Consider the following 18,975-nt stretch of genomic DNA (forward strand, 5'->3'; position numbering starts at 1 on the left):
CAAAGGCAATATCCTGATACCTATAATCGGCAGGCACCCGCAGGGACAGACGGCCATCCGGCCCTGGCGCCCATCGCTTCTTTGGGGACATGGACCGATGTTAATTTCGGGACTAATTTCTCTACATATTCCGTATTATCAAACCCCGTCACGCCGCATTCGGCGGGAATTTTCACGCCACGTTCATTCAAGGCATCATATACACTCAATGCTACGCAGTCATTGGCACACACGAAAATTTGCGGAAGCTCGTCTTGCGGAATAGACATAACACCTTCATACTCGTTCAAATTGTCGGACACCATAAGCTGGGGAAGCTGATTGTGTGCAATGCCGTATTCGGTACAGCAAATTTAGACACCCCGGCCATGTCAGCAATTTGCTGCATCGTGACCTTCCTTCGCACAGATAACCCTCCCCCAGCAAATCAGCATGACGCCTTCTAATTTCACAGCTTATATTAGCATAACGAAATAACAGTAACAAAACAATTGTGCCATTGATGGCTTTTTTACATAAAAAAAGAGACTTTCCGCAGATCATCGACCTAGGACAGCCTCTTGTTAAATTATTTGTGTTTCGTAAAATCAAACGGATTCGTACCCGGCGGCAGCAGCTGCGAGAAAGGAAAATAGAACTCCGGAAATCCGTTCACATAAGGCAAGTACTCATAAAGCGGGAAAAAGATGACGACTCCCTCGTCCTTGACATAATACGACGGATTCGGGCCAATCGTCTTGAAATTGCCGAAATAACCTGGCGTTTGCTGCAATTGCTGGGCAATCACCGGATCCACAATTTGGCGATAATTCGGATTCGCCCGCAGCAGCTCATCAAGCGTAAGCAGCTTGCCGTCCTTTAGCCGAAAGGTCAGTCCCTCCCGGTAGCTGTTTCCATGCGCTCCACCTGTGTAAGCATACGTTTGTTCATACAGGCTCAGAATGCAATTCTTGTTATACGTGACTGTGTAGTTCCCCAGAAATTCATACTTATTCCCGCTCGGGGAAGGGAGGCTTTGCTTCGCTTCTTTGACGGATTTCTTCACGAAATCCTCTGCGCGGGCCTTGAAGAACGAGTTGAGCTTCCGCTGGACAGATTTGCTCTTTAAGCCGCTTATTTGAGGATACTCCGCTTTGATCGAGGCCCCCGGAAGGGATTTCGTTATCGTTCGCGTCTCGACTTTGACCCCTTGGTCAGGAGCTGCGCTTTCTCGGGCCGGCGCAGCGAATTGTGCCTGCTCGGCGTGAACTCCTATTTCGGAAGCCGCAGCTATGCTGATATTCCCCTCAAGCAGCATTCCCGGCGATAACAGCACGGCCGCAAGCAGGCCAAGCCCGACCCGGATGTTTTTCCACATGATCATTTTTGCCTCACACCTTTCCTTGGATAACCGAATTATGTCCCTCTTCCAACAAAATCATGCTTGCTTCCCAAATGCAGCGTATGAGGCCGTAAAAAAACAGCGAAGCGCAAAATGCGCCTCGCTGTTATGATCCGTACTTTTTTCGATCGGTTGCCGTTATTCCCGGCCGCTCTTGAGCTCTGTCCAATAGCGGTCATAGAGCTGCAGCTTATCCTCAACGTCGCCAAGCCATTCCGTACGGGACAGCTCATCCGCAGAAAGGTTGATCATCGTATCGGCATTATATTCATCGCTATGGAATTCTTTCGCTTTGATATTCGGATCGCTGTAGCCGATCGACTCGTAGTTCTTCGCACTAACCTCAGGCTTCAGCATGTAGTTGATGAACTTCTCCGCAAGCTCCTTGTTTTTCGCGTCCTTCGGAATCGCATAGTTATCAGCCCAAATCGTACCGCCTTCTTTAGGCACGACGTATGCCACATCCGGATTGTCGCTCGCGATCACGGAAGCATCGCCAGACCAAACCGTGCCGATCCAGCCTTCTTCCTGAATCATTTTATTCTTGATATTATCGGTATCAAAAGCAAGCACGCTCGGCAGCAGCTGTTTCAAGTCGTCTACCGCAGCACCGATTTCCGCATCGTCCATCGAACTGTTCGATTTGCCGGCTTTTTTCAGAGCCATCCCGATGACTTCCCGGTTATCGTCGAGCAGCAGTACTTTTCCTTTGTACGCCGGGTTCCACAGATCTTCCCAGCTATCGATCTCGTCCTTGATGTACTTCTTGTTGTACGCAATTCCCGTCACACCAGTCATATAGACGATGGAATACTTGTTACCCGGGTCGAATACAGGGTCCTTGAACGCAGGATCGACGTTCTCAAAGTTCGGAATATTCTCCATGTTCAGCGGTGCAAGCAAATCTTCCTTGATCATGGTATCTACCATATAGTCGGAAGGTTGAATCAAGTCATAGCCGCTGCCGCCCGTTTTAATTTTTGCAAGCAGATCCTCGTTGTTGGCAAATACGTCATACACGATTTTTACGTTATACTCTTTCTCGAAATCAGCGAGGACGTCAGCGTCGAAGTTATCCGCCCAGCTGTATATGTTCAACGTTTCCTTGCCAGATGATCCGCATCCGGACAACAGGGAAATCACCAGCATGCTTGCCAGCAGCACGCCGGCCCATCTCATTTTTTTCAATTCTTTGATCTCCTCTCTTTAATAACCTATTATAAGTTGGACAATTGAAAAGGATGTAGGGCAAGTACGTAAAATGTTCCTACGATCACTGTTGTTCCAGCTCACTTCCCCTCTTAGAATGGGAGGAGGGATTTTTTCTTTTGCCCTTTGCCCCGATTCAACGCATACTGCGCGAGTAAAATCAACGTTACGCTGACGATGATCAGAATCGTACACAGCGCGTTAATTTCCGGGGAAATACCCCTTTTTACTTGCCCATAAATATAAATTGGCAGCGTCGTTGAGCTAGGCCCGCTTACGAAGAAGCTTACCATAAAGTCATCCAAGGACAACGTAAAGGCAATGAGCGCCCCTGCCACGATGCCTGGCATGATTTGCGGAAACGTGACATAACGGAACGTCTGCCATGGGCCCGCCCCCAAATCGTTCGCCGCCTCCTCTAGCTGCTTGCCCATGTCTGCCAGCCGTGTACTAACCACAACGTAAACATAAGACATGCTAAACGTAATATGAGCGAGAATAATCGTCAGCTTGCCCATCGGAATATGGAACTGGGTGAACAGGACAAGCAAGGATAACCCCATAATAATATCCGGTATGATGATCGGCAGGTAGAGCAGACCGCCCATCCCAGCCCGCATCTTGCTCTTCAGCTTCCTCATCGACAACGCGGCCATCGTTCCCAGGATCGTGGATACCACGGTAGATACTGCAGCTACGATCAAGCTGTTGCTCAGCGCCTCGATAACCCGGCGATTTTTAAATAAAGAGAAATACCAGTCCAGCGTGAAGCCGCTCCAATCCGCAGCTAGACGCGAGCTATTAAAGGAATACGCAATAATAAAAGCGATCGGCACATAAATAAACACCATCATCAATAATGAATGGAAGCCGAGCAATGGGTGTGTCTTCGTCTTCATCAGCGGCCCTCCTTCACTTTGAGGTGCCTGGAAGTCATCGCTTTGTTAAACAAGCCGATCATAATCAACGACGTGATCACAAAAATGATCGACAGCGCCGAACCGAACGGCCAATCCCTCGCTCCCGAGAATTGCGCTTGGATGACATTGCTGATCATCGCCGATTTCGCGCCGCCTAGAATATCCGTTACGACGAACATTCCCGTTGTGGAGACATAGACCAGCACTGAGCCCGTCATGATGCCGGATTTGGTCTGCGGCACCGTAATATGCCAGAACGACTTCCATGGCGATGCACCAAGATCGCTGGCCGCCTCCAGCAGCTTCTTATCCATTTGCTCTAGGGCGACATAGATCGGCAGCACCATAAAGGGAATGAACGTATATACCATGCCTAGCAGAACGGCCCCCTGAGTATATAGCAGCTGCAGCGGCTCGTGAATCAGACCGATATCGATCAGCAAATTGTTGACGATTCCTTGTGTCCGCAGCAGCAGCACCCAGGCATAGGTGCGAATGAGGAAGTTGATCCAGAACGGTATCGTAACCAGAATCAGTCCCCAGGTCTGTCTCTTCGGACCGGCATTAGCGATATAATAAGCAAGCGGATAGCTCAGCAGCAGACAGATCACCGTCGTCACGACAGACAGCACGATCGTATCCCAATAAATCCCCAAATACAGCGGATCAAAAAAGCGGGCATATGAGTCCAAGCTGAAGCCGGCTACGACGCCGCCAACCTGGTCACGGCCCATAAACGACATCCCGACGACAATAAGCATCGGAATGATCATAAAAACGCCCAACCATAACATCACCGGCAGTACGGACAGGCTCGATTTCCTCATCGCCCAATTACCACCTCGTCCTCGGCATTCCAGTCTACCCCAACCTTGTCACCGATATTCCAAGGGCGATCATCTGTAAAATCAAATATAATGGACACGGTCATCGGTTCATTGTCCAACTGAACGATCAGTTTGTGTATGCTGCCTAGGTATAGGACATCCATGACCTCTCCGCTTTGTTTGGAGCCTTCTACCTCTCTGCTTGCCCGCAATTTCTCCGGACGCACAGCAAATAGCCGCCCGTCGCTGGAGAAAATGTTATTCTCTCCTACAAAGGTGGCGGAGAACAGGGTGGCCGGCTTAGCGTAAATTTCGCGCGGCGTGCCGATTTGTTCCACTTGTCCGTTATTCATAATCACGATCCGGTCGGACAGCATCATCGCTTCCTCCTGGTCGTGAGTGACGTACACAAACGTAATGCCCAAACTGCGCTGCAATTGCTTCAGCTCGGATTGTAGATTCTTCCGCAGCTGCAAATCAAGGGCGCTCAGCGGCTCGTCCAGCAGCAGGACTTTGGGCTTGTTCGCAATCGCCCTAGCGATTGCTACGCGCTGCTGCTGTCCACCGGACAGCTGATGCGGATAGCGCTTGATCAGCGGAGTCAGTTGGGTCGTCGTGACCGCTTCCTCTACCCGCTGGCGCTGCTCTTTGGCCGGTATTTTCTTCATTTTCAATCCAAATGCGATATTATCCTCTACCGTCATATGCGGGAATAATGCATAGTGCTGGAATACCAGGTTCAAATCCCGGCGGTTCGGAGGCAGATGGGTCAAATCCTTGCCGTCCAGCAAAATTCTGCCGCTTGTCGGTTGCTCGAACCCGGCGATCATTCGTAAAATCGTCGTCTTGCCGCAGCCGCTCGGGCCCAGCAGGGTTAAGAACTCCCCTTCTTGTATGGTGAGCGAAAGCGGATGCACAACGACTTGTCCTGCAAAGCTTTTCTCAACTTCGGCCAGTTCAATCATGTATGCACCAACTCCTTTAAGTCTACTAAGAAAAAAAAGCCATATCCATTGGTATGGCTTTTAACAGGTCAGTCGATTCATTTTTTGCATATTCACTATACCTTGTTTCGTCCCTAGTTACAACACTTTTCTAGGTCGTTTGATAGAACTAAAGGAAGTTTTGTGAAGGTTAAGCGTTCATTCGGCAAATAAAAAGGACCGCAACACCCCTATCCATGGACAGGTCCGGGCATCACGGCCTTGGCAGGCAGATTTTCGCCTTCCAATTATTTCATTTCATACATGACGGAAAGAGTCGTCTTTACACTGATTTCGCCCGGCTCGATGGAGGTTCCCTGATCCATGGTTGCCTTCTCCGCCACAGCGAAGCTCATGTTCATATAAGGTGCGTAGTCATTGCTCGCCTGAGTTACGCTCAGCACGACGCCGACCTGACGCTTGGCGGCCTTGGCAATCGCGGCGGCTTTCATGTCCGCGTTAGCCATCGCCTTCTGAATCACCTGCTCCTGATATTGATCAGGGTTCTCGGTTGAGAAGCGAACACTGTCGATACGGTTAGCCCCTGCCTTCGTGACTTCATCCAGCAGTTGGCCGACCTTCTCCAAATCGCGGTAAGTAATCGACAAAGTATGGTAAGCGGTATAACCCTTCACCTTCTGCCCTTCCTTCTCGACATAAGTGTAATTCGGCTGCACCGAGAACTGGCCTGTCTTGATATCCTTTGCATCCAGCTTCCACGTATCCTTCAGCAGCGTGTTCACCTTCGCCATTTTGGCTGCATTTTGGCTTTGCGCCTCCTTCGCCGTAGCCGCCTGTGTCTCTACCCCTACGGAAATGTAAGCTACGTCCGGCTTGATCATGATTTCACCGCTGCCAGTGACGTTGATTACATTGCGTTGCGCCTCATTGTCAGCGTATACAGGCTGCGCGATATCCAGCCCCCCGCCAACCAAAGTACCTCCAACCACTAATGCACTTGCGATCACGACTGCGCCAATCGGCTTGAACCATTTTTTCATTAGTAATGACCTCCAATATAGGGTGAGTTTAACTACTAAACGACGGCTCGTATGCAAATGTTGCAGCCAGACATTCATTCCTTTGGAAAAATATTAATTTCAGCTGGTTTCAACTCAATTTAAAAAGGGATGATTTCGCGGCAGAACCCCGAAATCATCCCTTCTAGAACACTGGCATAAACCCTATTATTGGTTCTCCAGTTCCTCTTTGCTCACCAGATTAATTAAAGCGTTTGCGGCTTGCTCCGCGTCTGCGCCATCCGCACTGATGTAGATTTCCGTTCCGGTGCTAATGGCAAGGCTCATAATACCCATGATACTTTTAGCATTTACTTTTTTATCGTCTTTCTCAACAAATATTTCAGATGAATATTTATTCGCTTCCTGGACGAAAAGCGCAGCCGGCCGAGCGTGTAGACCCGTTTTCAATCGAACAGTTACCGGGTGTTTGATCATGAAACCTTACCCCCTATTACGAATTCAATAGCATGTTGTAGAACTATGTGATCATGGTAAATTTATATCATTATATCATATACAGACTATAACAGACTAGCTATAGGCCTGTACCCCCGCGAATTTTTTCCGCCAGCTCGTCGATTTTCCGCAGTCGATGATTAACGCCTGACTTGCTGACCTTGCCTTTGAGCAGCTCCCCGACCTCTTTCAGGTTCATATCGGGATGAGCAAGACGTACTTCCGCAACCTCGCGCAGCTTCTCCGGAAGGTTCTCAAGTCCTACTTCTTTCTCCAAGAGCCTGATATTCTCAATCTGCCTGACGGCCGCTCCGATCGTCTTATTCAAATTCGCCGTTTCGCAGTTCACGATCCGGTTCACCGAATTCCGCATATCGCGCATGATGCGCACATCCTCGAATTTGAACAACGCTTGGTGAGCACCGATAATGTTCAGCAGCTCGATGATCTTCTCGCCCTCTTTAATGTAGAAAATAAAGCCCTTCTTGCGCTCGATGCATCGCGCATTCAGATGAAATTCATTGGCGAGGTCCACCAGGGCCTGGCAGTGCTCCTCATACATAGAGGCGATCTCTAGATGATACGAGGAGCCCTCCGGGTTATTGACGGAGCCCCCCGCCATAAACGCCCCGCGCAGGTAGGCCCGTTTACAACAGTTTTTCCGGGTCAACTCCGGATTAATCCCCTGCGTAAAAATAAAACCTTCGGACACGATGTTCAACGTCTTCAGTATTTCCTGAACCCTGGCCGGAATTCGTACGATGTAGACGTTATTTTTCTTTAGCCGCATTTTCTTGCGTACAAGCAATTCCGTATGAACCTGAAAGTGCTTCTTCAATAAGGAATAAATTCGCCTTGCTATCGCGGCGTTTTCCGTAGAGATGTCCAGAACAACCTTCTTGTTCGAGACCTGCACCGAGCCGTTCATCCGGATTAACGCAGACAGCTCGGCCTGCTCGCAGCAGGGCTCAGCCTCGACCATCGTTAGTTCCTTTTTGGTTTGCGCCGCGAACGACAAGGGTCTCACCTCTTTCGTAAATTCCAGTTTTGCACCAATTGATAAATATGCTGACTCAATTTGTCGGCATCATGGCGCAAATAGCGGCGGAACAACACAAGCGTGTCGGCAATGACTTTGTATCCTCTGCCTGTAACGACATCCCAGTCGACTTCAACTGGCTTGGCGCCTTGCTCCGCGTAGAAATCCTGAACCTGAGTCGGGATTTCGCCGTCATTGACGATGACATAATCAAATAAATGATGGCCTACGTGATCGTAAATCGCCTGCAGATGATCGCTTACCGTGTAGTCATCCGTCTCACCAGGCTGAGTCATGACATTGCAGACAAAGATCTTGATCGCATCCTTGTTGGCCAGAACCGACTCCGTCAGCTTCGGAACGAGCAGATTCGGTATAATGCTCGTGTAGAGGCTCCCTGGGCCGATCAGAATGGCATCGGCCTCACGGATCGCTTCGCACGCCTCCGGCAGCGGCTCAACCTCCTCGGGCTCGAGGAAGATTCGCTTGATCTTGCCCCGGGCCTCGGGAATCTTCGATTCCCCGGTCACGATCGTCCCGTCTTCCATCTCTGCATGCAGCACCACCGCCTGGTCAGCAGCGGGGAGCACACGACCGCGGACTGCGAACACGCGGCTCAGTTCCCGGACGGCCGTGACGAAATCCCCGGATATATCCGTAATAGCCGCTAGTATTAAATTGCCCAAACTATGCCCTGCTAGTCCAGATCCGTTGGAAAAACGGTAGCTGAGCATGTTCGATAGCAATGGTTCTACGTCCGCAAGCGCGGTCAATACGTTACGAATGTCGCCGGGAGGAGGCATGTGCAGCTCATTCCGGAGAATCCCGGAGCTCCCTCCATCATCGGCAACGGTAACAATGGCCGTGATATCGAGCGGTTTTTCCTTTAATCCGCGAAGCATGACCGATAGGCCGGTTCCACCGCCCATCACTACGATTCGCGGGTCTTTCGTCTCGTTAGCTCGATTCATCGTCTTGATTCACCCTCTTAATGCCGGTCTCGGCCCTCATCTCTATGGCTTACGCGAACCGTCTCCGTTTCACTAGTTCCGAGCATCCGGCCCAAATATTCCGAAATGGCGACCGAACGGTGCTTCCCACCGGTACAGCCAATGGCGATAATCACCTGGCTTTTTCCCTCTTTATGATATTGAGGCAGCAGAAAATGCAGCATATCTAACAGCTTCGTCAAGAAGGACTGTGTCTCCGGCCACTTCATAACATAATCATATACATCGCTGTCTTGTCCGGTGTGTGGACGAAGCTGCTCAATATAATGAGGGTTTGGCAGGAACCGGACGTCGAAGACCAAATCGGCGTCGATCGGTATGCCATATTTAAATCCGAAGGAAGTAATGTTTACGGTCAAATGATTGCTCTCCAAATGAGAAAAGCGGGAGATGATCTTCTCCTTGAGCTGGGCAGGCTTGATATTGCTCGTATCGATGACCTGGGTAGCGGAAATCTTCAGCTCCTCCAGCATTTTGCGCTCAAGCCGGATGCCGTCAAGCGGCATGCCGTCCGGTGCAAGCGGGTGGCGGCGGCGGCTTTCCTTATAGCGCTGAACCAACACGGAATCGGTCGCATCCAGGAACAAAATTTCACTATTAATCGTAAAATGATCCTTAACATAGCCAAGCGACTCAGATAGAGCGGTGAAAAACTCCCGGCCGCGCAGGTCGATGACGAGCGCCACCTTGGCGATTTTGCCGTTCGATTGCTCGATCAGCTCAGCGAATTTGGGGATGAGTACTGGAGGCAAATTGTCCACGCAGAAGAATCCTAGATCTTCAAGGCTCCTAACGGCGAGCGACTTCCCTGCGCCCGACATGCCTGTAATGATAATCAAATTGGCAACTGAAGCTTTCTCCTTGTCTGACATGCATTTCCCTCCTCGTAAAGTTCTCCTGTTCTTCTATCTATTATATATCTAAAATCGACAGTATATATCGACAGAATTTGATAACAGACCCCCGACTTGCCTACGAGCTTGCGAACATGCTTTGTCGAACTGATTGTTCAATATAGCCCGAAGGCTATTGCCCTTGCAAGCAAATCAGCTTGCCGCGATTTTCTTACGAACGAGTGAACAGGCCAGCCGCGCCAACCATTCCGGCATCATTGCCCAGCGTTGCAGGAACGATGCTTACCCCTCTTGCCGCTACTTCCGGCGTCAGCTTCTGGAACACGCTGCGCACTTCATTAAACAGAATGTCCCCGGCCTTGGATACGCCGCCGCCAATAATGAACACTTCCGGATTCAGCACAACGGCTACGGCCGCCAGCGCTTTGCCCAAATAGAATGCAGCACGGTTCACGATGCGAATCGCTACTTCGTCTCCGGCTTTCGCCGCATCGAATACGTCCTTCGCCATAATTTTCTCTACTTGCGACAGGGTTGTGCGCTCTCCTCTAGCTACCGCATCATTCGCCATCCGGATAATGCCGGTTGCCGAGGATACCGTCTCAAGGCAGCCTGTCTCGCCGCAGCCGCATTGAATCGCTTCCAGATCGGGAACGACAGACATATGGCCAAGCTCGCCCGCAAATCCAGCGAATCCTTGGTAGATTTTACCGTGAATAATAATGCCGGCACCTACTCCTGTACCCAGCGTGGCACAAACGCAATGATCGATGCCTTTGCCCGCGCCGCCCCAAGCTTCGCCCAGTGCCGCAACGTTGGCATCATTGTCTATTTTGACAGGCTTGCCAAGACGTTCCTCCAGAATCTCGCGAATCGGAAGATCCCTCAAACCTACATTCGGTGCTAGAATGATGATTCCTTCGCGAACGTCCGTAAATCCGGCAACTCCAGCTCCGACGCCTGCTACCTGTTCCCAGTCAAAAGGAGATTGCTCCACGATATGACGGACATACTGCTCGATATTGCTTACTACGGCATCGGCACCTTTATCAGCTTCGGTTGGCCCTTCATAAGTATGAAGAAGCTGCCCTTCATCATTACAGATGCCGACTTTGATCGCAGTACCGCCAAGGTCAACACCAATGTAGATTTTTTCAGACATTGTACAAGCCACCTTTTTCTTCATATAAAATAGTTTATCCTACGTACCAACTATAAGCGAACCACACCGTTCGGTCAAGAGAAGCGAGCGGCAGAAAATCCAGTAAATACAAGGCTTTTAGCGCAAATGATGAAATTCACAAGAGGCGTTTACATAGAATTTACACCTGCTGCAGTGCCCCTCTAAATGCAGCCCAATCCTGCAATTTCCCAGCAAAAAACCCCGCCGCAGGCGGGGCTGTCATATTATAGGCGAGCATACTATATCTATCAAGCTTAAGACAATATTCGCTTCTGACCCTCCAACGCCTGGATCGGTGCGATATTTTGCGTGAATTCCAAGGTTCCCATATACCGTCCCTCGACACTGCGAACAGCGAAATAACGGATGTAGACGAACTTATCCTTAAACGGAATCCAGAAGTCCTCCGAGTCCTTCCTCCCGGCCTTGAAATCCGCCAGCAGATCATTGACGACATGCACGCTTTGCGGAGGATGGCAGTTCTGTACCGTACGGCCGATGACGGCCTTTGTCCGGGCGAAAATACGCTCCTTCCCATGAGAGAAATACCGGACGACATCATTTTCATCGATAAACGTAAGATCGACGGGCAGATGATTCATGATCCCTTCCAGCTGCGCGGAGGTCAGTATTCCTGTCTCAAACCGGATCAGTCCGTCCGGCAGATTGCCTTGCCCAGCTTCCTCCCCATCTTCGTTATATGAAAGCGGAACGCGCTCGGGGATCCACTTCTGCTCCGGGGCAGTCAGGCAATAGCCGATCTCATCGCTCTCTGCGGCAATTTTGACCCATTCATCCTCCGTCAGCTTCTCCAAAGCCATCGGCAGCAAAATATTCTCTTCCTTGAAAATCATCTCGTTAACCTCGGTAATCACACGCTCCAGATCGATGATGAGTATATCCTTATCGGCACGGTCGCCGTTGTAACTCAGCAGCTTCTCCTTCACTTCTTTGATCATCGCCCGAATAGCATCGTCTACGCCCCACATGACCTTGGTCGGACCATAAATGCCGTACTTCTCCAAATACGGGAACAACAAATTTTCCTTGCGGCTGTAGTGCTTATCAAGATCCAGTAACAGATTCAAATCTTCTACTAGCTTATATACGATTTCCGTGCTGTCCTCCCGGTGGAATTTGTCCTTATGCAGCTCCAGCTTGAAATTGACATGCCGCTCAATCTCACCATTCTCCAGCTTAAAGGTATGGACGGGATGCCCTGGCTGCTCCTCCGGCTTGGACGAGCGGTGAATTTCCTCAATTGAGCCTTTGAAAATAGCCGTGTGCACAGAACACAGCCGCTGCACCTCGGAGACCGGAATGCCCTCTTCTTCCATCAAGGCATGCTCCATCGCCGATATTTCCGCTACCGTTACGTCCCCGACCGCTTCCTCGAACCGTGCCTTGACCTCCTCCACACTTTTGCCTCCATGCAGCTCCTTAATGATCTCCTTCAGCAGTTCCTGCCGGCGTCCTTGCTCCGGTACCGCATGCTCGCGGTTATTGATCATTTCACTCATCGCCGTATCCTCCTTTATATTTAAAAGCCTGCCGCCTTAAGCTCATTCCGTGATTTCGTAGCCCTTGGCGCGAAACGCGCCCTTGATCGTATCCAGCTCCACCTTGCGCAGCCGGGCTCCCTGGGGGATCGTCATAAAGCGCCCTGCGCTCTGCAGCATTCCCGGCTTGGCCAACTGCTCGAAGCCCAACCCCACCATGATATCGATGATTTCTGGATCAGCCGTGCATAACTCATAAACCGATCTACGCAAATCGATCACTTTCCCCATGAACCCTCACCGCATTTCTTCAAATTTAATTGAAAACCATTCTCATACCAAAAGTATCACAGGCCGCCATCGAGGCTTGTGATTACAATCACAAGGAAGTGGGTGCTTTATCGTAGTTTATTTTTTAATGCAGATTTGTCACAATAGGAGCAAAAGGAGGCTTAATGATGAATCCCATTCATTTGCTATATATTGAAGACGACCCCGAGATTGGAAAGTGGGTTAATGCCAACCTGCAGGACCGCGGCTATCGTGTAACATGGCTGACGAGCGGGGAGCATGCTTTGGAGTATGCCGATTCCTGCCGGCTTGCCATTCTCGATGTCATGCTGCCGGGCCTGGATGGCTTCACAGTCGGGCAGCGGCTCAAGAAGCAGTTCCCGAAAATGCCCATATTGATGCTGTCGGCCAGAACCTCCATCGACGATAAGCTGCAAGGCCTGGAATTCGCGGACGACTACCTGACGAAGCCGTTTCATCCGGACGAGCTCGCCGCCCGAATTGAAGTGCTGCTCCGCCGCAGCGGCAATGCTTCCCCGGAACCGCTTAGGCTGCGGCATCTGCTCGTCCACGAACGCGAGAACCTCATTATCGACCAGAATACCGGAGAAGAGATTCTGCTTACCGGGAAGCAGTTTCACATCTTCCATTACCTGCTGCGCCACCTCGGCCAAATCATGACGAAGGAGCAAATCTATGAAGCCGTGTGGGGAGAATCCTACCTAGAAGGCGACAAGACCCTAATGGTACATATTCGGCATTTACGCGAAAAAATCGAGCGCGACCCAGCCTCGCCGGAAATTATCGAGACGATCCGCGGCATAGGTTACAGGGTGCGGGCATGAGATTTATCAAACAAAGCCCTTTTCAGCGCCTTCGCAGCTCCCTTTTGTCGCGATACGTGCTGATCATCGTCACGGCCCTTGTATTTATCCCCGTGCTTATTCCGGCCAGCTTCATGGCCTCCTGGGCCGTCAACCGGATGCTGATGCTGGGCGGGCAGGAAAACTATCAGCTGCCTTATGGCTCTGCCTATGAGCTAGAGCAGATGTGGCATAAGCACGCCAAAGCGCTGACTGGAGCCTCCCCCGAGGAAATCGACGCGAAGCTAACCGGACTGAAGGAGGAGTACCCCGATGCCGCGCTGTTCTGGGTCGACGGCGAGAGCTTCACCCGGCTTCAGCTGCCCGCGCAGGCATCGCTTCCCGAACAATGGTCAGCAGAGGATACGATCGCCTTCATGAAGGCGGGAATCAATGCCGACCCCTACACCGTCGTCGCCTTAATCGGAGGAGACGAGGAGGCGAAGCAGGGGTTCATGGTCTTCGAACTTCCGCGCTCCTATCTGACGCCCCAGGGCCGGCCCAGCGATTCCCGATTCTATGGCCTGTTCCTGGCCCTGATCTTCGGCATCTTCATTCTGCTGTCCTATTTATTCTTCCGCGGCATCCAGAAGCGCCTGCTCCGGCTGGAAGCGGCCATGACCCGCGTCGGAAAGAACGGGCTCCCGGAACCCACGGACGAAGGGAGGCCCGATGAAATCGGCAGGCTGGAACAAGCCTTCAACCATATGGTGAACCAACTGGAGGAAGGCCGCAGGAGGGAACGCAAGGAAGAGGAGCTGCGTAAAAATCTGATCGCCAATCTGTCCCACGACCTGCGTACGCCGCTGACCATTCTCGCTAGCCATCTCTATTCCATGGGCAAAGAGCCTTTATCCGAACAAGGACGGCAATCCTTATCCTTGATGGAGACAAAACTGGATGATCTCGACCACCTAATCGATCATTTATTGTCCTACAATTTGCTGACCAGCGGAAAATATGCCTTGTCCATGGAGCCTCAGGACGTTTATCGCATCGTCCGGGAAAGCGCTGCTGCATGGTATCCCGTTTGGGAAAAAGCCGGCATAGCCGTGGACATCGACCTGCCGGAAGAGCCCCTGAAGTGGGCTGTCGACACGCAGGGCTTCCGCCGCATCCTCGATAACCTGTTCCAGAACGTCGTCCGCCACGCCGGTTCAGGCAAGTATGTAGGCATCCATACGGCACCGTGGAAGGGACACCCTGCTCTTATTATTACGGATCGCGGCCCGGGCCTTGACGCCGCTTCGTCAGCCAAGGGCGCAGGCCTTGGCCTGGCCATCGTGGAGCTGCTGTTGCGGGAGATGGGGCTTCGCCTGGACGCGGAGTCCTCGGCCGAAGGTGCCCGGTTCGCCATCTATCCCGCTTCTTAACCTAAATTTAAACTTCGTCTACCGCTGCATTTAAACTTCGGAAGCTATGCTGGTTACCGAGGTGATATGTAGTGAGCGAACTCATTATCCAAACCAAAGGATTAACGAAGAAATACCGCGGCCGTCCGGCCGTCGATCAATTGAACCTGGAAATCTCCAAGGGGGATATTTACGGCTTCCTTGGACCGAATGGAGCCGGCAAGACGACAACGATCCGCATGCTGCTGGGGTTGATTCAGCCGACGAGCGGCTCGATCTCCATTTTCGGACGGGAGCTGAAGCGGGATAAGCTGAACATTCTGCGCCGGATCGGGTCGCTTGTGGAGTACCCTTCCTATTACGGCCATTTGAGCGCCATCGACAATCTGGAGGCGATTCGCCGCATTCTGAATGTGCCGAAATCGCGGATTGCCGAAGTGCTCGAGATCGTCTCCTTAACGAAGGAAGCGAAGCGCCCGGTCAAGGGCTTCTCCCTCGGCATGAAGCAGCGTCTTGGCATTGCCGCTTCATTGCTCGGGAATCCCGAGCTCCTGATTCTGGATGAGCCAACCAACGGTCTCGACCCTTCCGGGATTCATGAAATGCGCGAGCTGATCAAGAACATGCCCCTACAATACGGCATAACCGTACTTGTCTCCAGCCACCTGCTGGGCGAAGTCGAGCAGATGGCCCATAAGGTCGGCATTATCCGCGAAGGGCGGTTGGTATTCCAGGATACGATCGATAACTTGCGTCTCCAAGCGCAGCATGACATCGAGCTGGTCGTATCCGAACCCGATTCCGCCATCTGGATCGCCCGCGATATGGGTCAGACGGTCGACCTCCAAGGCGGGATTATGACCTTTCCCGGCATGAAGGATCCCCAGGTCGCCCATCTCGTCAAGCGGCTCGTTGAGAACGGGCACGCCATTTACCGGGTCGAGCAGAAGAAAAAATCCCTGGAGGATATCTTCATGCAAGTGATCGGGGAGGGAGCACTATGATGCTGCTGCGCTCCCTTAGCGCCGACTTTCTCAAAATACGCCGTAAGGGAATCTGGTTCCTGGTTTTCCTTGCACCGATTGGCCTCGTCGCCATGCAGGGGCTGAATTTCGGACTGCGATTCGACTACTTATCCAAAGTATACAAGGACGATCTCTGGGGCGGGTTAATCCAAAACATCGAATTTTTCGTCCCAATGGCACTGTTCCTCGGCTGTACCTTGATTAGCTCCCTGGTCGCCAACGTGGAGCACCAGATGAGCTCGTGGAAGCAGTTGCTAGCCTTGCCGGTATCGCGCAGTGCCGTATTTCTGGCCAAATTCACTTTGTGCGTACTGGTACTGAGCATTTCCTGCCTGCTGCTGCCGGTTTTCACCACTGGACTCGGCCTCCTGCTCGGCTTTCAAATGCCGCTGCCGGTAAGGGAGCTGCTCTCCATGGGCTTCTATCCTTACTTGGCCGCATGGCCGCTGCTAGCTCTGCAGCTCTGGTTGTCGCTGACGTTCCGCAATCAGGCTCTTTCTGTCTCGATCGGCATAGCCGCGGCGATTCTCTCGCCTTTTACGCTGGATCTATCCGCATGGCTGCCGCTGAATTGGGCCACTTTGGCCTTAAGCGACACCGGCCCGCTCGCCTATCCGCTTGGCGGAGTTTCACTCGGCCTCTTTATACTTATGATCAGCCTGCTGCACTTTAACCGAAAGGATGTGGACTGACCATGCGGAATTTCCTGCGAATCCTATCGGCGGAAACGCTGAAAATGTCCAAATCCGGCATTTGGCTGGTTATTCTGGCCAGCCCGCTTCTCTCGCTATTGGTCGGGGCATTGATCTCGGTTCCCGCAGGCGCGGATCCTTGGCCGATCATGCTTGGCAGCATGGTCATGCTGCACGGCATGCTGTTCCTGCCCATCATGGCCGGGCTGTTCGCCGCCTTCGTCTGCCGCTATGAGCATACCGGCGGCGGCTGGAAGCAGCTGCTTGTCCTGCCCGTATCGCGCACAGGCGTATATCTCGCCAAATTTGCCGTCGTAGCCGGGCTGCTTGCACTTAGCCAGCTCTTCTTTCTCCTGGCACTGATCGGTGCGGCGAAATACCATGCCTTCCCGGGAGCCATGCCATGGGGCATGTTCCTGAAGAGCATTCTGGGCGGCTGGGTAGCCTGCTTGCCGCTCGTCGCGCTGCAGTTGGGTGCGTCGCTGAATTGGGCAAGTTTTGCAGCCCCGTTGGCGCTGAACGTCTCGTTGACGATTCCGAACATGCTGATCGTCAACTCAGCCACCTACGGCCCGTTCTATCCCTGGGCCCAGCCGCTATTGGCAATGATGCCAAACGGCGAAGCTGAGTTCGGTGCCTTCAACCTGCCTTACCAAAACTTACTGATCACCGTACTAGGCAGTTTCCTGCTGTTTTTCCTAGCCGGTCTGACCTACTTTCGCCGGAAGGAAATTTAGCGCCAAAATTTAGCGTCAGCGCATTAATTTATAGAGGGGCTGTCCTAAAGTCATCCTAGATGACAGGGGCGCCCCTTTCTTTCAGAAAGCTTTCCGTTTCTGCGGAATCAATTTTCTCCTTTGCCTGCACCCCGTTCTCTAGTTATCTTATCTAAGCTGTCGTACAGTACGCTGTCGAACACTAAATGGAATTCATGTATCTAATAATGAATACTTCAGGGGATTAGATGGATTCTATGCACCTAAAATCAGAAATTCAGCCCAGGATGGCCTTCCCCCTTCTTCTAGCGACATGAAATACATTTAAATTCATTTTCCTTTCTCTGCCACAAAAACTAACTACTATAAATCCATTTGATTTTCTCCTTCCTTACGGCAGAGCTATTTGAAAAAGAAAACCCGGCACTACACGACGGAAATCCGGTGGGCATCCGCCCCGCTGCTTTCCTACTCAAAAAATTCAGTACAAAAAAGTTGGATGGAAAACAGGTTGTCTTCACATCCAACTTTTTGTTTTTGGGACCTGCCATGCCATAATGGCCCCCTCTTCCCCTGCTATCCGCCCAACTGCCCGCCTATCCCTATCTGTTCAGATGACAATTGTCACCTGGAATTTATGACAGTCCATACTAACGGCCGCCGCCGCATTCTTCTATCATGAACTTAAGCAGTAATACCGCACATGATACAAAGAAGCGAGGCGATCCTTCATGAATGCCAATGGCAATATCATTATTGAAATGAACCATGTCACCAAATCGTTCAAAGACAAAAAAGCCGTTGACGGCATATCCTTTCAAATCACCAAAGGCTCTATCGTCGCCATCCTCGGGCCGAACGGAGCAGGGAAGACGACGGCCTTATCCATGATGCTCGGCCTGCTGGAGCCGTCCGAAGGAACAGTTCGGCTGCTCGGTGGGCATCCGAAAGACCGCAAAGTACGGGAAAGAATCGGCACGATGCTGCAGGAAGTTAGCGTCATGGATAAGCTCAAGGTCCGGGAAATACTGGCCTTGTTCCGGTCATATTACCCCGCTCCCTTGAATATGGATGCCCTCATCGAACTGACGGGGCTTAGCAATTCCGATCTGAATCGCTACGGGGAGAAGCTGTCCGGCGGCCAGAAGCGCAGTCTCGGCTTCGCACTGGCGATGGCTGGAAATCCTGAGCTTGTCTTCTTCGATGAACCGACCGTCGGGCTCGATATTACCGCACGCCGCCGTTTTTGGGACAATGTCCGGCGCTTAGCCGATGAAGGCCGCACGATTCTGTTCACCACCCATTACCTGCAGGAGGCCGACGATATCGCAGACCGCATCCTGCTGTTCAACCAGGGGAAACTTGCGGCCGACGGCACGCCGGAACAGATCAAGTCCCAAATCGTAAAGCGTTCTATCTCATTTACATCCGACGAGGACAGCCCGGATCTCCGCAAGCGGCTGATGAAGCTCTCCCCTATCTCGGACTGCTATGACAAAGACGGGCGCATCTACGTCAGCACGGACAGCACCGATGAAGCGCTGGCGGCCATTTTCGCCGAACAGCTGCCAGTTCATGATATCCGGATCGACCAGGGACGGCTGGACGAAGCTTTTGAACAATTAACGATGTCTGCTGGGGAGGCGATATAAT

General features: G+C 51.7%; 20 protein-coding genes. 6 read left to right on the plus strand and 14 right to left on the minus strand.

Annotated elements, in window-relative coordinates:
• Positions 1 to 20: 20 nt before the first annotated feature.
• From ACYUJT_RS10475 to ACYUJT_RS10540, 14 genes are all read right to left on the minus strand, one after another.
• Complete coding sequence (locus tag ACYUJT_RS10475; RefSeq protein WP_460321448.1) at positions 21 to 269, minus strand: substrate-binding domain-containing protein; 249 nt, start codon at positions 267 to 269, stop codon at positions 21 to 23.
• Positions 270 to 568: 299 nt separating this feature from the next.
• Positions 569 to 1,357 (minus strand): DUF3298 and DUF4163 domain-containing protein, encoded by a 789-nt coding sequence (locus ACYUJT_RS10480; protein ID WP_460321450.1) that lies wholly within the window; start codon positions 1,355 to 1,357, stop codon positions 569 to 571.
• Between the two features lie 162 nt (positions 1,358 to 1,519).
• The gene (locus ACYUJT_RS10485) at positions 1,520 to 2,569 is read right to left on the minus strand and encodes an ABC transporter substrate-binding protein (protein ID WP_460321452.1); all 1,050 of its coding nucleotides are present in this window, start codon (positions 2,567 to 2,569) and stop codon (positions 1,520 to 1,522) included.
• A gap of 113 nt (positions 2,570 to 2,682) precedes the next feature.
• Positions 2,683 to 3,489 carry an ABC transporter permease gene (locus ACYUJT_RS10490; protein ID WP_460321454.1) on the minus strand — a complete coding sequence of 269 codons (807 nt, stop codon included), beginning with the start codon at positions 3,487 to 3,489 and terminating at the stop codon, positions 2,683 to 2,685.
• Positions 3,489 to 4,337 carry an ABC transporter permease gene (locus ACYUJT_RS10495; RefSeq protein WP_460321456.1) on the minus strand — a complete coding sequence of 283 codons (849 nt, stop codon included), beginning with the start codon at positions 4,335 to 4,337 and terminating at the stop codon, positions 3,489 to 3,491. The genes ACYUJT_RS10490 and ACYUJT_RS10495 overlap by 1 nt, the downstream gene beginning before the upstream one ends.
• Complete coding sequence (locus tag ACYUJT_RS10500) at positions 4,334 to 5,302, minus strand: ABC transporter ATP-binding protein (RefSeq protein WP_460321458.1); 969 nt, start codon at positions 5,300 to 5,302, stop codon at positions 4,334 to 4,336. Before ACYUJT_RS10500 ends, ACYUJT_RS10495 begins: the two co-directional genes overlap by 4 nt.
• 266 nt (positions 5,303 to 5,568) lie before the next feature.
• A complete protein-coding gene (locus ACYUJT_RS10505; protein ID WP_460321462.1) occupies positions 5,569 to 6,321 on the minus strand; it encodes an SIMPL domain-containing protein in 753 nt (250 codons plus the stop codon).
• 186 nt (positions 6,322 to 6,507) lie between these two features.
• The gene (locus ACYUJT_RS10510) at positions 6,508 to 6,777 is read right to left on the minus strand and encodes an HPr family phosphocarrier protein (protein WP_019640181.1); all 270 of its coding nucleotides are present in this window, start codon (positions 6,775 to 6,777) and stop codon (positions 6,508 to 6,510) included.
• A 100-nt stretch (positions 6,778 to 6,877) separates the two neighbouring features.
• Positions 6,878 to 7,816: a DNA-binding protein WhiA gene (gene whiA / locus ACYUJT_RS10515; protein WP_460321466.1), complete on the minus strand. Its 939-nt coding sequence runs from the start codon at positions 7,814 to 7,816 to the stop codon at positions 6,878 to 6,880.
• A gap of 5 nt (positions 7,817 to 7,821) precedes the next feature.
• On the minus strand, positions 7,822 to 8,808 hold the full coding sequence (locus ACYUJT_RS10520; RefSeq protein WP_460321468.1) for a gluconeogenesis factor YvcK family protein: 987 nt from the start codon (positions 8,806 to 8,808) through the stop codon (positions 7,822 to 7,824).
• 17 nt (positions 8,809 to 8,825) lie between these two features.
• Entirely contained in the window at positions 8,826 to 9,719 is an 894-nt protein-coding gene (gene rapZ, locus ACYUJT_RS10525; protein ID WP_460321469.1) for an RNase adapter RapZ, read from the minus strand.
• 193 nt (positions 9,720 to 9,912) lie between these two features.
• Positions 9,913 to 10,863, minus strand: coding sequence for an ROK family glucokinase (locus ACYUJT_RS10530; RefSeq protein WP_460321472.1), 951 nt, complete (start codon positions 10,861 to 10,863; stop codon positions 9,913 to 9,915).
• Between the two features lie 275 nt (positions 10,864 to 11,138).
• Entirely contained in the window at positions 11,139 to 12,404 is a 1,266-nt protein-coding gene (locus ACYUJT_RS10535) for a DUF438 domain-containing protein (RefSeq protein ID WP_460321474.1), read from the minus strand.
• A gap of 42 nt (positions 12,405 to 12,446) precedes the next feature.
• Positions 12,447 to 12,674, minus strand: coding sequence for a DUF1858 domain-containing protein (locus ACYUJT_RS10540; RefSeq protein WP_460321476.1), 228 nt, complete (start codon positions 12,672 to 12,674; stop codon positions 12,447 to 12,449).
• Between the two features lie 167 nt (positions 12,675 to 12,841).
• Here ACYUJT_RS10540 and ACYUJT_RS10545 point away from each other — a divergent pair, with 167 nt between their 5' ends.
• The 6 genes from ACYUJT_RS10545 (at position 12,842) to ACYUJT_RS10570 (ending at position 18,974) form a co-directional block, all read left to right on the plus strand.
• Complete coding sequence (locus ACYUJT_RS10545) at positions 12,842 to 13,519, plus strand: response regulator transcription factor (RefSeq protein ID WP_460321478.1); 678 nt, start codon at positions 12,842 to 12,844, stop codon at positions 13,517 to 13,519.
• Entirely contained in the window at positions 13,516 to 14,910 is a 1,395-nt protein-coding gene (locus ACYUJT_RS10550; protein WP_460321480.1) for a sensor histidine kinase, read from the plus strand. The genes ACYUJT_RS10545 and ACYUJT_RS10550 overlap by 4 nt, the downstream gene beginning before the upstream one ends.
• Before the next feature lie 71 nt (positions 14,911 to 14,981).
• A complete protein-coding gene (locus ACYUJT_RS10555; protein ID WP_460321482.1) occupies positions 14,982 to 15,893 on the plus strand; it encodes an ABC transporter ATP-binding protein in 912 nt (303 codons plus the stop codon).
• On the plus strand, positions 15,893 to 16,606 hold the full coding sequence (locus ACYUJT_RS10560) for an ABC transporter permease (RefSeq protein WP_460321616.1): 714 nt from the start codon (positions 15,893 to 15,895) through the stop codon (positions 16,604 to 16,606). Before ACYUJT_RS10555 ends, ACYUJT_RS10560 begins: the two co-directional genes overlap by 1 nt.
• 2 nt (positions 16,607 to 16,608) lie before the next feature.
• Positions 16,609 to 17,343 (plus strand): ABC transporter permease, encoded by a 735-nt coding sequence (locus ACYUJT_RS10565; RefSeq protein WP_460321484.1) that lies wholly within the window; start codon positions 16,609 to 16,611, stop codon positions 17,341 to 17,343.
• 710 nt (positions 17,344 to 18,053) lie between these two features.
• On the plus strand, positions 18,054 to 18,974 hold the full coding sequence (locus ACYUJT_RS10570) for an ABC transporter ATP-binding protein (protein WP_460321487.1): 921 nt from the start codon (positions 18,054 to 18,056) through the stop codon (positions 18,972 to 18,974).
• Position 18,975: the final 1 nt, after the last annotated feature.

The organism is Paenibacillus sp. YSY-4.3, assembly GCF_054767475.1.